The sequence below is a fragment of the Cohnella hashimotonis genome (assembly GCF_030014955.1).
In the GTDB taxonomy this organism is placed as follows: Bacteria; Bacillota; Bacilli; order Paenibacillales; family Paenibacillaceae; genus Cohnella; species Cohnella hashimotonis.
In genome coordinates, this window is record NZ_JAGRPV010000001.1 from 6,644,418 (window position 1) to 6,661,569 (window position 17,152).

The window sequence follows — 17,152 nt, forward strand, 5'->3', positions numbered from 1 at the left end:
GCTCAGTTCACCTTCCTGTTCATGAATTTGTCGACGAGCGCTTTGGCGCTCGCAATTTCGAATCGTTCCCCGTCGTCCGTGCCGTACAGGGCGCCTTGCGCCGCCTCCGGGCTGACGCCGAACAGCTCGCCTGCATAGGCGATCAGCTCATCCTTGCCGTACGTTGCGACCGTATCGTCGCCTTGCTTTTTCCCCGCCATTGGCCGGCCACCTCTATCCTTCTTTTTGTTGAAACGCGATCTCCCTCATCAGCGGCGCCGTCTCGGACGGACGTCGGTTCTTCCGGCTCAGCGTCAGGCTCAGCTGGCCCGTCGCGACCGCGTCGGCCTTGAGGTCGGCAACCGCCTCCCGGGCGATCAGATATCGCCGCTGCGCCGCGTCGAGCGGCAGCTTGATCGCTGCGCCCAGCGCGCTCGTAAGCCGTGCGACCGCGTCCGCTTCCTCCGCGGGATCCCGCCCGAGCACATGACCGGCGTAGCGCCGCGTCTCCTCGCCGAAGGCGGCGTTGCCGGTCTTCGTCTCGATGCCCGCAAGCCGCCACAGTACGGCAGGACGCGCATAATCGGCGGGCCAAGCATTCGCGTACACTTGCCACTCGACATCGTCAAGCGCCTGCACCGTCCAACTGGCGAGCGCCTGCATCCAGCCTTCGTCTCCGCTCACCGTAGCTCCCTCTCCTTCATGCCGCCGCGCCGAAGCGTCCTGCCGCATTCAACTTTTTTTGAGAACGCATGTTCGCCTTCTCGTCTATAGGTGGCATTCGTACGACAAGCTATCCGACGCTGCTGCCGCCGCCTTCGCGCAGGTTCGTCTCGATCTTGCGCCTGGCTCTCAGCAAATACGTGCCGGCGCTGGACTTGCTGATCTTCAGCACGTCAGCCACCTCGGCGAGCGTGAAGCCCTCCGCTTGGGACAGCCTGTAGCAATCGCGCTCCCTTTCTGTCAGCCCGCCGAGCGCGCGTTCGAGCGCCAAGCTTGCCGCTCCGCATTCACCGCCGGGCACATCCGAAATCGCAGGCTCGCGCCGCTCTTCCAGCACGGCAGACAGAATGGAAGGGTCGATCGGAATCTCCCGCTGATAGCCGGCTCGCCTTTCGATTCCTCTGCGATTGCCGGGCATGCGCCCTGTCTCCAGCCATTCGATAATATAGGAGCAGCTTGCGAGCATCTCGATGACCAGCCGACGCTGCCTGTCCAGCTCCGACCAGGCCATTCCCGTGACGCCCTTTTTTCCAGTCTCCGCTTCAAGCTCCCCCATCTTGACTGTAAGCTTGTCCGCCGCAATCAGCAGCAAGCGACGCGTATGACGATAGCTCTCGGCCGTCGCCTGGTCCGTTTCTAGATTCATGTGCAGCACCCCATTTTGCCAAAATGGCAAATTATAATCTCAAACAGGTCTTTGGCTCTTTCCTCTATACTTATTTAATTTTATTCTCTTCCGGCCTGAACGGCTTCAGCATCGCCAAATACAGAAACATGTGTTCGTATTTTCTGATGTGAATCCATCATATATTACCAATACGGCAACTGTCAATTCCTATTTTATCGGATTAATGGAAAATGATTTGCCAAAAAGGAAAATCAACGCTATAATATAAGGAACTTCTACCGGAGGGAAGATGGGTTATGACGTTGGGAAGCCGGCTCAGAGAACGGCGCGAGCGCCTCGGCAAGACGCAGTTGACCGCCGCCAAGGAACTGGGGATCAGCAATGTCCAGCTGTCGCGCTACGAATCCGACGATCGCAAGCCCGAGCCCGACATGCTGGGCCGGTTCGCCGAATACTACAAGACCACCGCCGATTACCTTCTTGGACTTACGAACGATTCGACGCTTGAGAGTCCGTCCGCTGCGGCCGCCGAAGCTGCGGCGTTCGAGGAATTCATTCGCAACCCGGAGCACGGACTGTTCTTCAAAGATTACTTGGACGCACCCGAAGCCCGGCAGGAGGAAATGCTGCGCTTTTGGACTTTTCTCCGGGAGCAGGAACGTCTGCGCAAAGCGGAGCGTAATAACGAATCGTAAAGGCAGCGCCTATCCGGCGCTTATTTTTCGCCATATAATCGAACGTATATTCTCATTCCGAGGTGCATGGATGCTCCAATATTATCAGCCGACGCCGCTAGAGCAGTGGATCGAGGCGCTATGGCTCAGGGCCGGGATCTTGACGCCCGACCAGTTGACCATCGAGGAAGTGTCCGACCGGTTGGACGTATGGGTGCATTATATGAGCGAATCCAGCAAAGCGCTCGAGTGGATGGGGATCCGGTCGGTGCTCATCGATCTGCGTCTGACCGCCGCGCAGCAATGGGAGGATTATCTGCACGAGCTTTGCCACATTCTCCGGCACGCCGGCAATCAGACGGTGATGCCCCGCTCCTTTCTGGAGCATCAGGAGGCCGAGGCCAAGCGGTTCGTTCTTTACGCTTCGATGCCCTTTTCAATGGTCAAGGACATGAAGCTCCCTTCTATACGAGGCGAGGCGGTGCAGCTGCTGGCCAACCGATTCGGCGTCACCTGCGAGCTGGCGGACGTTCGTCTCGACCAGTTTCAGCGCCGGGCGTTCGAAGCGATACTGTGGGAGGAGATCGGAAGAAAGAACCAGGAGTCCGTCTCAGAAGCGGATGTCCGCGAAAAAAGACAACCGCTTGTCCATGGAGACGAATCGCTTAACTAACGCAAAAAAGGATGCCATCGGCTAAGCAAGCCGAGCATCCTTCCTTTCCCATTAACCTCGCGTCAAGCTCAATAAGCGGTCACGCCGATCTTTGCGATCGTCTCCCGGATGAACGCGGGCTCGTCCTCGGGCTTGCGCGACGTGATCAGATTGCCGTCGACAACGACCTCCCGGTCCACGAATACGCCGCCGGCGGCTTCGACCTCCTCTTGAATGGACGACGTTGCCGTCAGCGTCTTTCCGCTGAGCACCCCCGCCTTCGCAAGCACCTGCGGACCGTGACAGATCGCCGCGATCGGAATGCCTGCGCTGTCTGCTTCGGCCACGAATGCGATGACAGCCAGATCTTCCCGCAGCTTGGCGGGCGAGCCGCCACCGGGAATCACGATCGCCTCATAGTCTCCGGCTTTTGCATCGCCCGCCGCCAGATGGGACGTGTACGAGACCGTCCCCTTCTTTCCTTTCAGCTCCTTGCCCTTCTCGGTGCTGATGATGTCGATATCGTTGCCGTTCTCGACCAGCGCGTCGTACGGATTTTGCATTTCCGAGTCCTCGTAGCCTTCCTCGAGCAGAAATGCCACTTTGCGAAGACCTTGCTTGACGGTTGCCATAACGAATCACCTCTTCTTCTGCATGTATGTACGGAAGCAGACCGCGGCTTACGTTGCCACGATCTGCTCCATGACTTCTATAAAATGGTCATCCTCGACGACAACAATTCATTCGTTCGCTTCGCGCGGGTGCCGGGAACACTTTAAGACGGTTGCCCGATGTTAAGCCCTGCCTCATTCGAACCGAGGGATTGCTGCGGGCTGTGGCGGTGACCTGAGCAAGCGTCAACTGGAACCCTTGGCCGTGATGCTTCGGAACGCTATTGCCGCTCCGTAATTCCGCGCTGCTGTTGCTGGTTCAACGGAATCACACCCTGTCCTTAGGCGATAGCAAGCATGCCATGCCATTCGTATCCGGCATCAATGCCTGACAGCTTCAGCGCTCGCTCGCGAACCTGCCGTGATCGTCACGAACCTGGTTCCCGATGTCCGGCTGCAGCCCGGCCCTTTGATCCCATGATGCCCTTGATTCGGCATTTGCCCGTCCCAACTCTTCGTAGTCGTGTTCACGATCCGGAGATCTTGCCCTCGCTTCTCCGCCGTGCATGTTGGCTTCCCGCCTCGTGCTGACGTCTGGATCTGCTCGTGCCATCTGAATCACTCCTTCAAGGGTGGAATGGCCTTGCACCTATTATTACCCCCAAGGACAGGTACGAACCGGATTTAACCGTTTTCAATCATTAAACAATTTTAATGTCCCGATAACAAAACCGGCTCATGCTTAAAGATTATGATCTTAGACGAATAAAGTGGCCCCTTCGGGTCTAACTAACTTTTGCGGAAACGGGTAATCTTAATCAGAAGAGACGAAGATGACAAGGAGGAACTGGAACGATGAGAAAATGGTTCATGCCCGGCCTACTGACCGCCTGCTGCTTGTTCGCCATTCTATTGGTGTATTTCTCCCTCAGAGCGGACGAACCGTCTACCGGTCCAAGCGAGGCCGCTCCTTCGGCTTCCGCTTCCGGAGAAGCGCCGGCTACAGTGGACGCCGAGGCGGCTACGGCCATCTACAAGAGCAACTGCCTGGCCTGCCACGGCGATCAATTGCAGGGCGGCATGGGTCCGGCGCTGACTAAGGTAGGGGCGGACATGTCCGAAGCCGACATTCACAAGCAGATCCTGAACGGCGGCGGCGGCATGCCGGCCTTCAAGGGAACGCTGACCGACGAGCAGATCGCCACGCTCACCGCCTGGCTGGCTTCAAAGAAATAAGCTTTGCGCGTCGTGACCCCGAGCGGGTCACTTTTTTTTTGACGGAAAGTAAAACAACAAAAAAGACGCGGCTCCGAATTCGGAAACCGCGCCGTCGTTGGCGTCTTATGGTGCTGATGAAGGGATTCGAACCCCCGACCTACGCATTACGAATGCGTTGCTCTACCAGCTGAGCTACATCAGCGAACACTTTTACAGAATACCGAATTCGACACCGATAGTCAAGCCATTTTTCACTTTTTTTCGATATTCTTTTATGGGGGTTCGATAAGCGCTAAATGTGCCTTATAATGAGGCTCAAAGGAGTGAACGCGGGTGTATAGGATTTTGATCGCCGACGACCAGACGCTCATGCGGGACGGTCTCCAGACGATAATACAGCTTGAAGACGATATGGAGGTCGTCGGCACTGCCGAGAACGGCGAGGATGCGTGCGCGCTCGCGATTCGCCACAAGCCGGATCTGGTGCTGATGGACATTCGAATGCCCGTGATGAACGGTATCGAGGCGGTCAAAAAGCTGCGGCAGGATGCCCCCGACGTCAGGGTGCTCATGCTGACCACGTTCGATGAGGATGACTATATTATCGAAGCGTTAGCGAACGGCGCCGTCGGGTTTCTGCTCAAGGATATCCAAAGCGACAAGCTGCTTCAGGCGATCCGGGACGCGGCCCGCGGCGAGATGATGCTGCCCGCTGGCATTGCGGCCAAGCTGGCGGCCCGCCTCGCTTCCCCGCATGCAGGCAAGCCGTCGAGCTTGCGCGCGCGCGGCCGCGCGGACGGCCTCAAGTTCACGGACCGCGAGCTCAGCATCATCGCACTGATGGTCGAGGGACGGACGAACCGCGAGATCGCCGGCCAGCTGTTCATGAGCGAAGGCACCGTTAAAAATTACGTCAGCACGATCTACGACAAGATCGGGACGAACGATCGCACGCAGGCGGTTATTTGGCTGAAGGAGATGGCCGGCGGCTGATCCGGCCGAGCGGGATGCGACTCCGGCGTTCGTCAAGAAAGGAAAACGCATGAAACCCAACATTCCAACTGCTGCCCCCGGCCGAACGGCGCGGGGGCTCATCGCGCTGATTAGCGCACTGGCGGGCGGTACCCTGATGCACGTATTGAACTGGCCGCTGCCCTGGCTGCTTGGCCCGATGGTCGGCGTATTAATTGGATCCTCTATATGGAAAGACAAGTATCGCTGGCCGGGTCCCGTGCGCAACGCAGGCATGATCGCCGTCGGTTATACGATCGGCCTGTCGCTCACCGGCGCCGCGCTGCGGGAGATGGGCGCACAGCTGCCTACGATGCTGCTGATGACGGCGCTGCTGCTTCTGTTGTGCGCCACGCTCGCCGCCGTCGTCGCGAAGCTAGGCGGAATCCCCTATCTCACCGCGCTCATGGGCAGTATACCGGGCGGGCTCACGCAAGTGCTTATCTTGGCGGAAGAGACCAAGGGCGTTAACTTGACCGTAGTCACGATCATTCAGGTCGTGCGGCTGATGCTGATCGTCATTTGCATCCCCCTGCTTATTTTCAGCCCGATCTTCGGCTTTCAAATCGGCGAATCCGTAAGTACCGTCGGAAATTCAGGCGCGCACGCCGACTGGGCCGGCCTTTGGCCGGCGCTTCCGATTTATGCGGTTGTATGCACGCTTTTTGCGATCCTGGGCAATAAAGTCCGTTTCCCGACCGCATACCTGCTCGCTCCCGCGCTCGGCGCGGCGCTGCTCCAGGCGGCCGGCCTGCACGGCCCCGCGCTGCCGGCACCTACTATCGACGCGGCACAGTTGGCCATCGGGACGTACGTCGGCCTGTTGCTTAAACCTGCGCAGCTTGAACGCAAGCTGCGGACCCTCGCGCTCGCGGCTTTGAGCGGTATCGGCTTGCTCGTCTGCGCAATCGGCTTAAGCTTCCTGCTGACCAAGATTCATCCGCTATCGCTGCCTACGGCCCTGCTCAGTCTCGCGCCGGGCGGAATGGACCAGATGGGCCTCGTCGCGCACGAGATCGGCGCGGACCTCTCGACCGTGGCGGGGTACCAACTTTTCCGCACCTTTTTTATCTTCTTCGCCGTTCCGCCGCTACTCAGATGGATTATCCGGCTCGCCTCACGTCGCGCCAAGGATGAAAAATCGGGACAGGGGACGTCTTAAAACTTCCAGGCGGAGGCACTTTGCGGGCTGGCGAGCCCCCCAACCACAAGTGCGCCGGGACACCTCACTCCGAACGCAAGTGCTTTCCCTCGAAAGCACTCTGCGTCGGGATCCCTCACTCCGAACACAAGTGCTTCCCACGAAAGCACTCTGCGTCGAGTCCCCTACTCTGAACACAAGTGCTTTCCCTCGAAAGCACTCTGCGTCGGAATCCCTCACTCCGAACACAAGTGCTTCCTCTCGAAAGTACTCTGCGTCGGGATCCCCAACTCGAACGCCAGTGCTTTCCCTCGAAAGCACTTTTCGTCGGGATCCCCCACTCCGAACACAAGTGCTTCCCCTCGAAAGCACTCTGCGTCGAGTCCCCCAACTCCGAACGCCAGCGCTTTCCCTCGAAAGCACTTTTCGTCGGGATCCCAACTCCCCGTACTGACCGACTGGAAACCATCCCTTCTTTACTCTCGTCCTGAAGTTTGTTATCCTAAAACAGGAACAAACGTTCCCTTTTATACACAAACTTCTTCGGAGGAGGTCCCCAGGATGAATCCGACTCAATATTTGCCTATGCGGGCCAAGACGATCCTGAACGCAGTCAACGCCCCTTCGATGCCCTTCGACTGGTCGATCAATCCGTATCGCGGCTGCCAGCATGGGTGCAGCTTCTGCTACGCACGGACCACCCACGCCTATCTCGGCGAGGCGGCGGACGACACGTTTCAGCATCGAATCTTCTACAAGGACGATGCGCCGGCAATCTTGCGCGCTCAGCTGCAGCGCATGCGCACGCGAGGCAAGCTGCCGTCGCACGTGGCGATCGGCACCGCAACGGATCCGTACCAACAGCTTGAGGCCAAGACCAAGCTGACGCGCGGCTGCCTGGAGACGCTCGCCGAGTTCGGCGTAGGCGTGAGCATCACTACCCGCTCGCCGCTCGTGCTACGGGACCTGGACCTGCTGCGCACGCTGCCTGGCGCCTCCGTAAATATTAGTATCCATACGTTGGACACCCGGATCTGGCGGACGTTCGAGCCGTCGACCCCGTCGCCCGCGCGGCGTCTCGAATGCGCGCGCACGCTGACCGAGGCCGGCATTCGCGTGCACGCCTTCGCCGCACCGATCCTGCCGATGCTCACAGACGGCGAGTCCGACACCGGGGCGCTCGTTCAAGCGCTCGCGAATGCCGGCGTCCGCCACATGATGTCATCGTTCCTGCGGCTGTCCACGCCGGAGGTCAAGAGCTGGTTTTTCTCCGTGCTGCGTACGGTATACCCGGAGTTCGCCGAAGCCTACGGCAAGCTGTACTGGCATTCTGCGCGCCTGCCGGACAGCTACCGGCGGCCGGTCTATGCCCGAATCGCGGCACAGATGAAGCTTCATGGATTATCCGAGATTGGCGCGATGGAGGTGCCGAAGGGCGACGTCGCTTATGCCCTTGGTTCCGCTCCAGCAGCCGCTCAAGTCGTCTCTACGGATGGCCGGGAAATCGCTCATTCGCCGTTCCCGGGCCCTGACAGCGCTTCGCCATGCCAGCCCGTTCAGTTGGCGCTTTTCTGACGAATCTGGCCGCACCCTCCGACACCCCTGCCCGGCACCCCCTTCTCCGTCCGCGCATAAGCTGTGATGACAATCGCCCAGCGCAGGCAAAGGGGAATGAAAATGAACGTACAGACCTTGATGCTCCCGATCTCGATCGAGCGGACCGCGAAGCCCCCGCTCAAGCTCAGCACGCCCGTCATTACGGGCGGCACGGGCGAGGAAGCCCGCAAGACCATGAACGAGGCCATCAAGCGCGAAGAAACGTCGCTGATGTCCACGCAAGGCTATCCGTCCCCCGACGTGCAGGAGATGGACGGCACATTCGAGGTGAAGACGAACCAGCGCGGCGTTCTTAGCCTGTCGCTGCTCAATTATGTATTCACGGGCGGCGCGCACGGCAATACGATCCAGAAGTCGCTGACCTTCGACGCGGACACGGGCCATTCTTACAAGCTTAAGGACCTGTTCAAGAAAGGGGCGGACTACGAAAAAAAGCTCAATGCGCTCATCGAAGCCCAGATCAAGGCGCGCAAGCTCCCGCTACTGTCCTCCTATCCGGGCATCGCGCCGGATCAGGATTACTACATCGCGGATAAAGCGCTCGTCATTTACTTTCAGCTCTACGATCTGGTTCCTTACGCATGGGGCTTCCCCTACTTCCCGATTTCCGTATACGCCATTCAGGACATCATCGACGAGGACGGACCGCTCGGCGCGATGATGTATTGAGACCGATCGGCAGACATCCCGCCATGAAAAAAGGAAGGCCGCCTTCGCCGCAAATGCGGTTCGGCAGCCTTCCTTTATACTTGTTAAGACGTAGAATCCGTCCCGAGTCTCGCGCGCCCTATAAGCGCCAATTCATTACCATTTGCTCGGATCGATATCCTGCGGCGTCAGTCCGGCCCAGACGTTCGGCACGTCCACCGAAGCCGGATCGTTGAACACCAGGAATGCCGTCGGCAAATATCGCCCGCCCTCGCCCTTCGACGACGGCTTGTTCACAAGCTCGCCGCCCTCTTTGACCAATACGGTGGACGAGCCGCCGTCGAGATTGGCCGCGATGACCGCCCCGTGCTCCAGCATAATCTGCTGGCAATCGTACAAGTCCGCCCCGATGCTGTAGCCGATCTGGCGGCCGTCGATGATGAGGAACAAGATCTTGCCGTCCGCACGCTGGCCCATGACCGATCGCGGCGCGATGCCCCAGCCGTTCGCGTGGTTTTTAATCAGCCCTTTGCCGTTGACGATGATCCGGGGCTCGAAGCTGACCGCTTCGGAGATGCCGAGATCCATCAGTTCCTTGACGGAATAATGCCCGGCGATCATCTTGCCGTTCTTGTCCAGCCCTACGATCTGCGTGCTGCCGTTCTTGCTGTCCAGCCCGTTGTAATAAATTTTCCCCTGCGTAATGACGAGGCCGATCGGCTGGAAGCCGTTGCCCTGCCAATTCGGATCCGCGAAACCGCCGGCATTGACGCCCGCGATCGCGCCGGTCCGCTTGACCATGCTGGGCACCTTCTCGCCTTTGCCCGCCTTCGCCGGCACGACGAGCCGAATCTTGGTCGGATCCGATACGGTCAGCAGATAGCCGTGGAAGCCCTTGCCGTCCACTTCTTCGATTGTCGTGAGCGGCTCTGTCGCAACCGACTCGTCCTCGTGCGGTGCGTCCGCCGGGAGCGCGATCTCATGGGTATCCTTTTCTTCGCCCATGTCTTTAAACTGCTCGGCATAAGCGGCCACCCGCTCCTTGAGCCCTTGCTCGCCGATCAGATACTTCGCGTAATCGCGGTGCTGCGTCGTGATGATGACGTCCGCCATCCGGTAACGTACCGAGGTGCCCGAAGGCGTTGCAAAAAACCAAATGGCAAACGATAGCGCGAGAAACGCCATCGTCCAGAAAAAAGCGACGAAACGCCGCCATGCTTTATTTTTCTTGCGGCGCTGGCCGGAGCCGGACCGCGTGGACTTGTTGGCGTAGACCTCCGCCCGGGAACGCCCGCCTGGCGAACCTCCCGGCGTCGATACATGAGGATTAGGAATGATGACACGCTCCTGTCTGTTGGCGAATCTAACGAAATAGACGATTTATTCGTACGAAGTGTTGCATTTCCCGACAAATTGGGTATACGGTCCGGCCGTCCCGGCGGCATCCGACATCATTGCCCAGGAAATGACAGTTTAAAATGTCGTTCAACCTTCGCATTTGCCGTCATATTCGGTTACCATAAGGCGAGCGAACTTGTTATAATGGACCGAAAGCCGCCATGCAGGACTGCTGCGGCACACGTGATCGGAGGCCTCTCAATGAGCGAGAATATTCAAACGAAAACCTACGGAATATCAAACCGTACCGATACATATGTCGTCTACGAACTGACAGACAGCGCGACGGATTCCCAAGTGACCATCTGCCCGCAGCGCGGAGGCATCGTCATCGGCTGCCGTCTGAACGGCGAAGAGCTTCTTTATCTTGACAGGGATACCTTTATAGACCCGGCTGCGAACATTCGGGGCGGGATTCCCGTGCTGTTCCCCATCTGCGGGCAGTTGCAAGGCGGCGCCTACGAGTGGGAAGGACAAACCTATCGCATGCGCAACCATGGCGTCGCCCGCACTGCCGCCTGGGAAGTCGTGAACGCCTATGCGGACGAGGAAGAGGCGGCGCTGACGCTCGAGCTTCACAGCAACGAGGAGACGCTCGCATCGTACCCCTTCGCGTTCGAGCTTCATTTCACCTATCGTCTTAAGGCGGGCAAGCTCTATATCGAGCAATCCTACAACAACCTGTCCGATCGCGACATGCCGGTCCAGGCCGGATTCCATCCCTATTTTATATCGGCCGACAAGCAGCTCAAATACACCTCGGATGCGACCAAGGCGCTCGATTACAATGACGGTCAGATCAAGCCGTTTGGAGGCGAGGTCGACCTCGGCGGCCTGGTGGAATCGATCGCGCTTCTTGATCCGAAAACGCCGGAAATCTCCTTTCCATCGCCATCCGGCCGCAAAATCAAGCTGAGCTACAGCGACGTATTCGGCGTCGTGGTACTCTGGTCCGTGGAAGGCAAGCCCTTCGTCTGCGTCGAGCCCTGGACCGCGACCAACGAAGCGTTGAACCGCAAAGAAGGTCTTATCCTCGTACCGCCAGGCGACTGCCTGGACGCCGACTTCACGATCGAGACCGAAGTCTGATCCCAGACTTTCGAGCCTGATCCAAAAAATGCGAGCCTGCGCCCGCAATGCAAAGCGGCCTGCCGCGCCTGATCATCCCGAGGGATGACGAGGGCGGCAGGCCGCTTTTTCTTTACTGTTCGAGCTTCAGCATGGCGCCCGCCGCTTCAAGACGGGCGCGCCATGCCGGCAGGCAAAGCGTCTTCAGATAAGCGTACAGACTGCGCGCGACGATCCGGTCCGGGATCGGCTGGCCGATCTCCTCGATCAGCCTGCCGGCGGCCTCGAGCAGATCGGATCGACGCTCGGGCTCGAGCTCTTCCGCTCCGCTTTGTTCGACGTCCTTTATGAACTCGCGCAGCGCTGCGACGTATTCGCCGTCCAATCCGCGCTTCGTCTCCTCGCCGTCCATCAATGGAGCGGCGCCGCGTCCGGCGAATCCGGCCATCACGTCGTCGAGCCGTTCAAGCAGGTAGTCTCCGAGCCGATCGCCTTCGATATTCCGCTTTTCCAGCAGGCAGGTGTGCATGATCTCGTTCAGCATGCCGCTGAGCAGATGCGCGCCGTCCCGACCGTATACAGCGGCAGCATCGCCGTAGATCGCTACGATATACTGACGCTTCCACAGCAGCAGCCGATCGCGCAGCTCGTGCAGCAGCTTCGATTTTTGCTCCTGCCCGATATTGACCTGCGGCTCCTGCATCAGCATCATGAGAAACTCCCAGTTGTTCTGAAAATACTCGAATTGCCGGACGAGCTGCCGCCTGAACTGCTCGCGCGGGCCTAGCTGCCGTTCGTCCGGCAGCACGGCGAGCTCTGCCATCATCCGCTCGACAAAATGCCAGATGACGGCCAGCAGCAGCTCTTCCTTGCCCTTGAAGTAAAAGTAAATCGATCCCTTCGCCATCCCGAGCTCGTCGACAATCTCCTGGATGGACGTCGCGTGGAATCCCTTCCGCGCGAAGCAGCGCATGGCCGCCTCTATAATCTGATGCTTGCGGGCACTCATGTCTGACCCTCCCTTGCGGAAGAAGCTTGCTTAGAAGCTGCCGGCCTTGGACTTGCGGCTCAGCTTCGCGCGCAGCTTCATCAGCGTCTCGTAGGCAATCGGGACAATCAGCAGCGTGAGCAGCGTGGAGCTGACCAGACCGCCGATGACGGTGACGCCGAGTCCCTTGGAGATAATGCCCGCGCTCTCGAAGCCGAACGCCAGCGGCAGCAGCGCGCCGATCGTGGCGAGCGCCGTCATCAGGATCGGACGCAGACGCGTGCCGGCAGCCTCCAGCAGAGCTTCCCGGGTGGAGAGACCTTCATTTTCCTTGTGAATGACCCGGTCGATCAGAACGATCGCGTTGGTAACGACGATGCCGATCAGCATAAGTGCGCCCATCAGCGCGGATACGCTGAGCGTCTCGCCTGTCAGCCAGAGCGCGACCAGACCGCCGATAATGGCGAACGGCAGCGAGAACATGATCGCGAACGGTGCCAGACCGCCGCCGAACGTCAGCACGAGCACCAGATATACGATCGCGATCGCCGCGGCCATAGCCAGGCCGAGCTGCGTGAACGTCTCGTTGATTTGCTCCGTGACGCCGCCGTAACTGACCTCTACGCCTTCAGGCAGCTTCAGCTCGTCTACCTTGTCCTGCAGATCGGACGATACCTTGGCGACATTGGATGCCGTTATCTCGGCGCTGACCGTTGCGACCAGACGCCCGTTCTCCCGGGCGATCGAATTCGGCGCCGTGCCTTCCTTGACGTCGACGACATCCTTGATCGGCACCTGGACGCCGAGCGGGGACTGCAGCTTGACGTTGCCGATATCCTCGATGCCGCCGTAAGTCGCGGTTTCCTTTTCCACGAAGACGTCGTACTTTTTGCCTTCCTCCTGGATTCGGGCCAGCGCCTGGGACTGCTGCTGCGGCATGAGCGCCATCGCGACCTGGCCTGCCGTCAGGCCGTATTGGCTCAGCTTCTGCTGATTGGCCGCGAGCGTGTACTGCTCGTACGTCTTGGACAAGCTTGTATCGACTTTTTTGAAGTTGCTGTCCTGCTTCATGAGATCGGCCACCTGGTTCGCGGCCGTGCCGACGGCGTTCAGATCGTCGCCGTAGATGCTCATGCTGAACGTGCTGCCGCCGACGCCGCCGGAGAAGTCCATCTCGGACCAGGTTCCTTCGGGCACGAGGGTCTGCAGATCGGTCACGAGCTTTTCCTTTTTATCCGCAAAATGCTTCGTTTCGTTCTTGAATTGCAAGTAGAACAGGCCGCCCTTGGACGGGCCCGGCGACAGCGGATTGCTGCCTCCGATCGAATATTGCATGTTCGTAATGTCCGAGTCCTTGAGCAGCGCCTCTTCGACCTTGAGCGCGCGCGTCTCGACGTCGGACAGCAATGCGCCCGGCTCCGGAGAATAGGTGATCATCGTGTACTTCTCTTCCTCTGCCGGAAGGAAGCTCGCGCCGATGACCGGAATCAGGAACAGGCTCGCTACGAGGACAACGAGGGAGATGACGACCGTGATTACCTTGTGGCGCAGCGCTGCCGACAGAATCCGGCGGTAGCCCAGCGCCATTTTGCCCGGCTTGTCCTCGTGATCGTGCCCCTTGCCGGGCTTCACGCCGTTCTTGAACAAGCTGTGCGCCAGCATCGGTACGACGGTGATGGCCACGAGCAGCGAAGCGAGCAGGGCGAATACGATGGTGAGCGCGAAAGGCAGGAACAGCTGTCCGACCATCCCGCTGACCGTGCCGAGCGGCAGGAACACCGCGATCGTGACGATCGTCGACGACATGATCGGCATGAACATCTCGCGCGTCGCTTCCAGCACGAGCTCCTTGCCTCTCAACTTCTCGCCCGTCAGCGACATCCGCCTGTATATATTTTCGATAACGACAATGGAATCGTCCACGACCCGGCCGATCGCGACCGTCATTGCGCCCAGCGTCATAATGTTAAGCGTGATGTCGAATTGCTTGAGCAGCAATACCCCGATGATGAGCGACAGCGGGATCGAAAGAATGGAAATCAGCGTCGTGCGGATGTTGCGCAGGAACAACAGGATAATGATGACCGCGAACAGCGCGCCGAACAACGCTTTGCTCAGCATCGTCTCGACCGATTTTTCGATCGGCTTGCCCTGGTCGAGCAGCGTCGTCAGCGACAAATCCGGATGGTCGGCCTTGATTTGCTCGGCCTTGTCCTTGACGGCGTTGACGACATCCACCGTGTTGGCATCGTTCGACTTGACGATCTGGATGCCGATCGAGTCCTTGCCGTTGGTGCGCGATACCGATTCGGATTCGGATACGAGCTCTACGGTGGCCAGCTCGCTCAGCTTGACGGTCGGAATGCCCGCCGCTGCAGCGCCTGCCCCGCCGGCAGCGCCGTTAGCGCCCGTGCCGCCCGCAGCCCCGCCGCCCTGACCGCCTTGTCCTGCGCCGGCTGCTCCAGCGCCGGTTGCACCCGGGCCGGCCGAAGCGGGTACCGCCGGGATCGCCAGGTTTTTCAGGTCGTCCAGCGTTACGACGCCACCGTCCACGAGAATCGACTTTTCCGACTTGCCCATCGTGAAGATGCCGAGCGGTACCTCGACGGCATTCGCTTGAACGATTTGCTCGACCGACGCTTCGGTCATGCCGTACTGCGCTAGCTTGGCTTGGTCGAAGGCCAGCTTGACCTCTTTGACCGACTGGCCCGAGATCTGGACGGAAGCCACGCCTGAGATGTCCTCGAGAGCGGGCTGCACCACGTCGCTCACGATCTTGGTCAAGTCCTCCAGACTGCCTTCGCCCGACGCGCTGAGCGACATAACCGGGAACGTATTGATCGAGAACTTGGAAATGGTCGGCGTCTGCGCGCCTTCCGGCAGCGTCGTCGCGGCGATCGCTTCGCGGACGTCGCTCATCGCCCTGTCCATATTTTGGCCGAAATCGAATTCCAACGTAATATTGGATACGTTCGACATCGACGTGGACGTCACGTTTTTCACGTTTTCGACGTTCTGCAGCCGCTGCTCCAGCGGCTCAGTCACTTGCTCGATGACGCCCTGCGGGGCAGCGCCCGGCATGACCGTCGTGACGCTTAAGTACGGAAACGACAGGTTGGGCAGGCTTTCCTGCTTCATGTTCAGGCCGGAATACAAACCTGCCACAAGGACGATGATAGTAATCATCCAGACGGCGAATTTGTTTTTCAGCGAAAACCCGATAATGCTCCTCATGCACTCCGCTCCTTTGATCTCTTTAACTGCCGATGCTGCATGCAGACATTCTCGCACCGCAGCATTCGAACGCTTCTTTTGCCATCCTATCGAACGTACGTTCAAATGTCAAACAAAGCGTCACATAGGGATTTCCCATTAATAATTACATCAACTATCGAGTCTCGTTATCACGTACTCGAACAATCGTTCAAATCATGCCTTGCTCCCCCTCTTCTATGACTCGGCCGGTCGCGACACATCCTTTTTCTATACGCCTGCATTGCCCGAGCCGTTTCAGAACAAGCTTTGAATCGTTCAAAAAAACGCGCCTCTCCGGCAGCCGACTACCGGGGAAACGCGTTCTTTATTCTGCTAACTGATATTGTCAAACCGGCATCTCCCTGCCCGTATGATCGACGAACCAGGTCTCGGCCGCCACCTCGGTCGTGCCCTCGATCAGGTCGATTATGCCGAGCGCGCTCTCCGAAGGCGACAGCGGCGCCGACTCTCCGCCCATGTCCGTGCGCATCCACCCGGGATGCACGGCGAGCGCCCGGATTCCTCTCGGCTTCAGCTCTTCGTTAAGCTGTTTCGTGAACATCGACAACGCCATTTTGGACAGCGCGTACGGGTAATCTCCGCCGTAGGCTCCCGCAAAGCTGCCCGCATCCGAGGCGACGTGCACGACGATCTCCGCGCCCGACATGCTCTCCCGCATAAGCGGCGTCAGATGCTTGGCCACCATCAAGGGACCATAGAGATTCACCTCGAACGTTCGCTTCAGCTCGTCCAGCTCGAGCGAGGCGATCCCGCCGCTGCGTCCGAGCAGGATGCCCGCATTGTTGACGAGCGCGTCCAGGACAAAGCCTTCGTCCCGCAGCTTTGCGGCGAGTGCCTGCGCCTGCGATTCGTCCGCGACGTCGAGCGCCTCGATGCGCACCAGGCCCGGATAGCGTTCGGCGAGCTGCAAGAGTCCGTCGGCGGGGCGCGCCGCATCCCGTACGCAAGCGACCACCGCATGGCCCCTGGCGGCCGAGATCTTGGCGAGTTCGTATCCGAGCCCCCGCGCGGCGCCGGTGATCAGCACGTTCATCGGTCGTTCTCCAGCAGCTCGACCAGCAGCTTCAGCTCGGACGAAGTATCCATATAGGCATAGCGTCCGCCGTTATACTCGCCCTTCTGCAGCAGCTTGTGGCCATGACGGCCGAGCAGCTCGATTTTTTGCTGCATGCCCTCGATGACGAAGGCGATATGGTGGAAGCCCTCGCCGTCCCGCTCGAGCGACTCGCGCCAGGTGCTCGGGTGTTCGTCGGGTTCGATCAGTTCGAGCTGCAGGGAGCCCATGTCGAAAAACGCCAGCTTCGCCCGCGCCTGCGAAGGCTGCCCGCCGAACTCGGTGCGCGCAATCTCCGGCGCGTCCGTCCAGAACCAGGCCGGCTTGTCGATGCCGAAGAAGTCGGCATACGCTTGCGAGGTTTTCTCGATGTCGCGGACGACCAAACCGATTTGCGTGATCGTTTTGTTGCCGAGCAAGTTCTTTTCCACGTTCATTCGCTCCTCTGTCATTTAATGACGGCCGC

Annotated in this window: 18 protein-coding genes and 1 tRNA gene; 8 read left to right on the top strand and 11 right to left on the bottom strand. The window is 59.2% G+C overall.

Annotation, left to right across the window (positions count from 1 at the left end; translation table 11 throughout):
* Window positions 1-2: 2 nt before the first annotated feature.
* The 3 genes from KB449_RS26460 to KB449_RS26470 form a co-directional block, all read right to left on the bottom strand.
* The gene (locus KB449_RS26460) at window positions 3-200 is read right to left on the bottom strand and encodes a YqzN/YkzM domain-containing protein (protein WP_282911230.1); all 198 of its coding nucleotides are present in this window, start codon (window positions 198-200) and stop codon (window positions 3-5) included.
* A 13-nt stretch (window positions 201-213) separates the two neighbouring features.
* Window positions 214-663: a hypothetical protein gene (locus KB449_RS26465; protein WP_282911231.1), complete on the bottom strand. Its 450-nt coding sequence runs from the start codon at window positions 661-663 to the stop codon at window positions 214-216.
* 109 nt (window positions 664-772) lie between these two features.
* On the bottom strand, window positions 773-1,348 hold the full coding sequence (locus KB449_RS26470) for a sigma factor-like helix-turn-helix DNA-binding protein (protein WP_282911232.1): 576 nt from the start codon (window positions 1,346-1,348) through the stop codon (window positions 773-775).
* A 278-nt stretch (window positions 1,349-1,626) separates the two neighbouring features.
* On the opposite strand from KB449_RS26470, the gene KB449_RS26475 reads away from it, so the two are divergent.
* A complete protein-coding gene (locus KB449_RS26475; RefSeq protein ID WP_282911233.1) occupies window positions 1,627-2,025 on the top strand; it encodes a helix-turn-helix domain-containing protein in 399 nt (132 codons plus the stop codon).
* A gap of 70 nt (window positions 2,026-2,095) precedes the next feature.
* Window positions 2,096-2,677 carry an ImmA/IrrE family metallo-endopeptidase gene (locus tag KB449_RS26480; protein ID WP_282911234.1) on the top strand — a complete coding sequence of 194 codons (582 nt, stop codon included), beginning with the start codon at window positions 2,096-2,098 and terminating at the stop codon, window positions 2,675-2,677.
* Between the two features lie 68 nt (window positions 2,678-2,745).
* Here the strand turns inward: KB449_RS26480 and KB449_RS26485 are convergent, their stop codons facing one another.
* Window positions 2,746-3,288, bottom strand: coding sequence for a DJ-1/PfpI/YhbO family deglycase/protease (locus KB449_RS26485; protein ID WP_282911235.1), 543 nt, complete (start codon window positions 3,286-3,288; stop codon window positions 2,746-2,748).
* A gap of 376 nt (window positions 3,289-3,664) precedes the next feature.
* Complete coding sequence (locus tag KB449_RS26490; RefSeq protein WP_282911236.1) at window positions 3,665-3,880, bottom strand: hypothetical protein; 216 nt, start codon at window positions 3,878-3,880, stop codon at window positions 3,665-3,667.
* Window positions 3,881-4,122: 242 nt separating this feature from the next.
* Here KB449_RS26490 and KB449_RS26495 point away from each other — a divergent pair, with 242 nt between their 5' ends.
* Window positions 4,123-4,503, top strand: coding sequence for a c-type cytochrome (locus KB449_RS26495; protein ID WP_282911237.1), 381 nt, complete (start codon window positions 4,123-4,125; stop codon window positions 4,501-4,503).
* A 108-nt stretch (window positions 4,504-4,611) separates the two neighbouring features.
* Here the strand turns inward: KB449_RS26495 and KB449_RS26500 are convergent.
* Window positions 4,612-4,687, bottom strand: a tRNA-Thr gene (locus KB449_RS26500).
* Between the two features lie 131 nt (window positions 4,688-4,818).
* Between KB449_RS26500 and KB449_RS26505 the strand changes: the two genes are divergently transcribed.
* The 4 genes from KB449_RS26505 to KB449_RS26520 all read left to right on the top strand — a co-directional run bounded on the left by KB449_RS26505 (window position 4,819) and on the right by KB449_RS26520 (window position 8,923).
* Complete coding sequence (locus KB449_RS26505; protein ID WP_282911238.1) at window positions 4,819-5,478, top strand: response regulator; 660 nt, start codon at window positions 4,819-4,821, stop codon at window positions 5,476-5,478.
* Window positions 5,479-5,527: 49 nt separating this feature from the next.
* Window positions 5,528-6,658: an AbrB family transcriptional regulator gene (locus KB449_RS26510; RefSeq protein ID WP_282911239.1), complete on the top strand. Its 1,131-nt coding sequence runs from the start codon at window positions 5,528-5,530 to the stop codon at window positions 6,656-6,658.
* Between the two features lie 540 nt (window positions 6,659-7,198).
* Entirely contained in the window at window positions 7,199-8,212 is a 1,014-nt protein-coding gene (locus KB449_RS26515) for an SPL family radical SAM protein (protein ID WP_282911240.1), read from the top strand.
* Between the two features lie 102 nt (window positions 8,213-8,314).
* The gene (locus tag KB449_RS26520; RefSeq protein ID WP_282911241.1) at window positions 8,315-8,923 is read left to right on the top strand and encodes a DUF3298 and DUF4163 domain-containing protein; all 609 of its coding nucleotides are present in this window, start codon (window positions 8,315-8,317) and stop codon (window positions 8,921-8,923) included.
* A 135-nt stretch (window positions 8,924-9,058) separates the two neighbouring features.
* On the opposite strand, the gene KB449_RS26525 is transcribed toward KB449_RS26520, so the two are convergent.
* Window positions 9,059-10,087 (bottom strand): phosphodiester glycosidase family protein, encoded by a 1,029-nt coding sequence (locus KB449_RS26525; protein WP_282911242.1) that lies wholly within the window; start codon window positions 10,085-10,087, stop codon window positions 9,059-9,061.
* Window positions 10,088-10,501: 414 nt separating this feature from the next.
* Here KB449_RS26525 and KB449_RS26530 point away from each other — a divergent pair, with 414 nt between their 5' ends.
* A complete protein-coding gene (locus KB449_RS26530; protein WP_282911243.1) occupies window positions 10,502-11,389 on the top strand; it encodes an aldose epimerase family protein in 888 nt (295 codons plus the stop codon).
* Between the two features lie 112 nt (window positions 11,390-11,501).
* Here the strand turns inward: KB449_RS26530 and KB449_RS26535 are convergent, their stop codons facing one another.
* The 4 genes from KB449_RS26535 to KB449_RS26550 all read right to left on the bottom strand — a co-directional run bounded on the left by KB449_RS26535 (window position 11,502) and on the right by KB449_RS26550 (window position 17,117).
* Complete coding sequence (locus tag KB449_RS26535; RefSeq protein WP_282911244.1) at window positions 11,502-12,377, bottom strand: TetR/AcrR family transcriptional regulator; 876 nt, start codon at window positions 12,375-12,377, stop codon at window positions 11,502-11,504.
* A 30-nt stretch (window positions 12,378-12,407) separates the two neighbouring features.
* A complete protein-coding gene (locus KB449_RS26540; protein ID WP_282911245.1) occupies window positions 12,408-15,590 on the bottom strand; it encodes an efflux RND transporter permease subunit in 3,183 nt (1,060 codons plus the stop codon).
* A gap of 367 nt (window positions 15,591-15,957) precedes the next feature.
* A complete protein-coding gene (locus KB449_RS26545; protein WP_282911246.1) occupies window positions 15,958-16,665 on the bottom strand; it encodes an SDR family oxidoreductase in 708 nt (235 codons plus the stop codon).
* The gene (locus KB449_RS26550) at window positions 16,662-17,117 is read right to left on the bottom strand and encodes a VOC family protein (RefSeq protein WP_282911247.1); all 456 of its coding nucleotides are present in this window, start codon (window positions 17,115-17,117) and stop codon (window positions 16,662-16,664) included. Before KB449_RS26550 ends, KB449_RS26545 begins: the two co-directional genes overlap by 4 nt.
* Window positions 17,118-17,152 lie beyond the last annotated feature (35 nt).

What these genes read in the sequence shown, in the direction of transcription:
- KB449_RS26460 (WP_282911230.1), bottom strand. Translation starts at nt 200, where the DNA reads ATGGCGGGGAAAAAGCAAGGCGACGATACGGTCGCAACGTACGGCAAG.
- KB449_RS26470 (WP_282911232.1), bottom strand. Translation starts at nt 1,348, where the DNA reads ATGAATCTAGAAACGGACCAGGCGACGGCCGAGAGCTATCGTCATACG.
- KB449_RS26475 (WP_282911233.1), top strand. Translation starts at nt 1,627, where the DNA reads ATGACGTTGGGAAGCCGGCTCAGAGAACGGCGCGAGCGCCTCGGCAAG.
- KB449_RS26480 (WP_282911234.1), top strand. Translation starts at nt 2,096, where the DNA reads ATGCTCCAATATTATCAGCCGACGCCGCTAGAGCAGTGGATCGAGGCG.
- KB449_RS26485 (WP_282911235.1), bottom strand. Translation starts at nt 3,288, where the DNA reads ATGGCAACCGTCAAGCAAGGTCTTCGCAAAGTGGCATTTCTGCTCGAG.
- KB449_RS26490 (WP_282911236.1), bottom strand. Translation starts at nt 3,880, where the DNA reads ATGGCACGAGCAGATCCAGACGTCAGCACGAGGCGGGAAGCCAACATG.
- KB449_RS26495 (WP_282911237.1), top strand. Translation starts at nt 4,123, where the DNA reads ATGAGAAAATGGTTCATGCCCGGCCTACTGACCGCCTGCTGCTTGTTC.
- KB449_RS26510 (WP_282911239.1), top strand. Translation starts at nt 5,528, where the DNA reads ATGAAACCCAACATTCCAACTGCTGCCCCCGGCCGAACGGCGCGGGGG.
- KB449_RS26515 (WP_282911240.1), top strand. Translation starts at nt 7,199, where the DNA reads ATGAATCCGACTCAATATTTGCCTATGCGGGCCAAGACGATCCTGAAC.
- KB449_RS26520 (WP_282911241.1), top strand. Translation starts at nt 8,315, where the DNA reads ATGAACGTACAGACCTTGATGCTCCCGATCTCGATCGAGCGGACCGCG.
- KB449_RS26525 (WP_282911242.1), bottom strand. Translation starts at nt 10,087, where the DNA reads ATGGCGTTTCTCGCGCTATCGTTTGCCATTTGGTTTTTTGCAACGCCT.
- KB449_RS26530 (WP_282911243.1), top strand. Translation starts at nt 10,502, where the DNA reads ATGAGCGAGAATATTCAAACGAAAACCTACGGAATATCAAACCGTACC.
- KB449_RS26535 (WP_282911244.1), bottom strand. Translation starts at nt 12,377, where the DNA reads ATGAGTGCCCGCAAGCATCAGATTATAGAGGCGGCCATGCGCTGCTTC.
- KB449_RS26540 (WP_282911245.1), bottom strand. Translation starts at nt 15,590, where the DNA reads ATGAGGAGCATTATCGGGTTTTCGCTGAAAAACAAATTCGCCGTCTGG.
- KB449_RS26545 (WP_282911246.1), bottom strand. Translation starts at nt 16,665, where the DNA reads ATGAACGTGCTGATCACCGGCGCCGCGCGGGGGCTCGGATACGAACTC.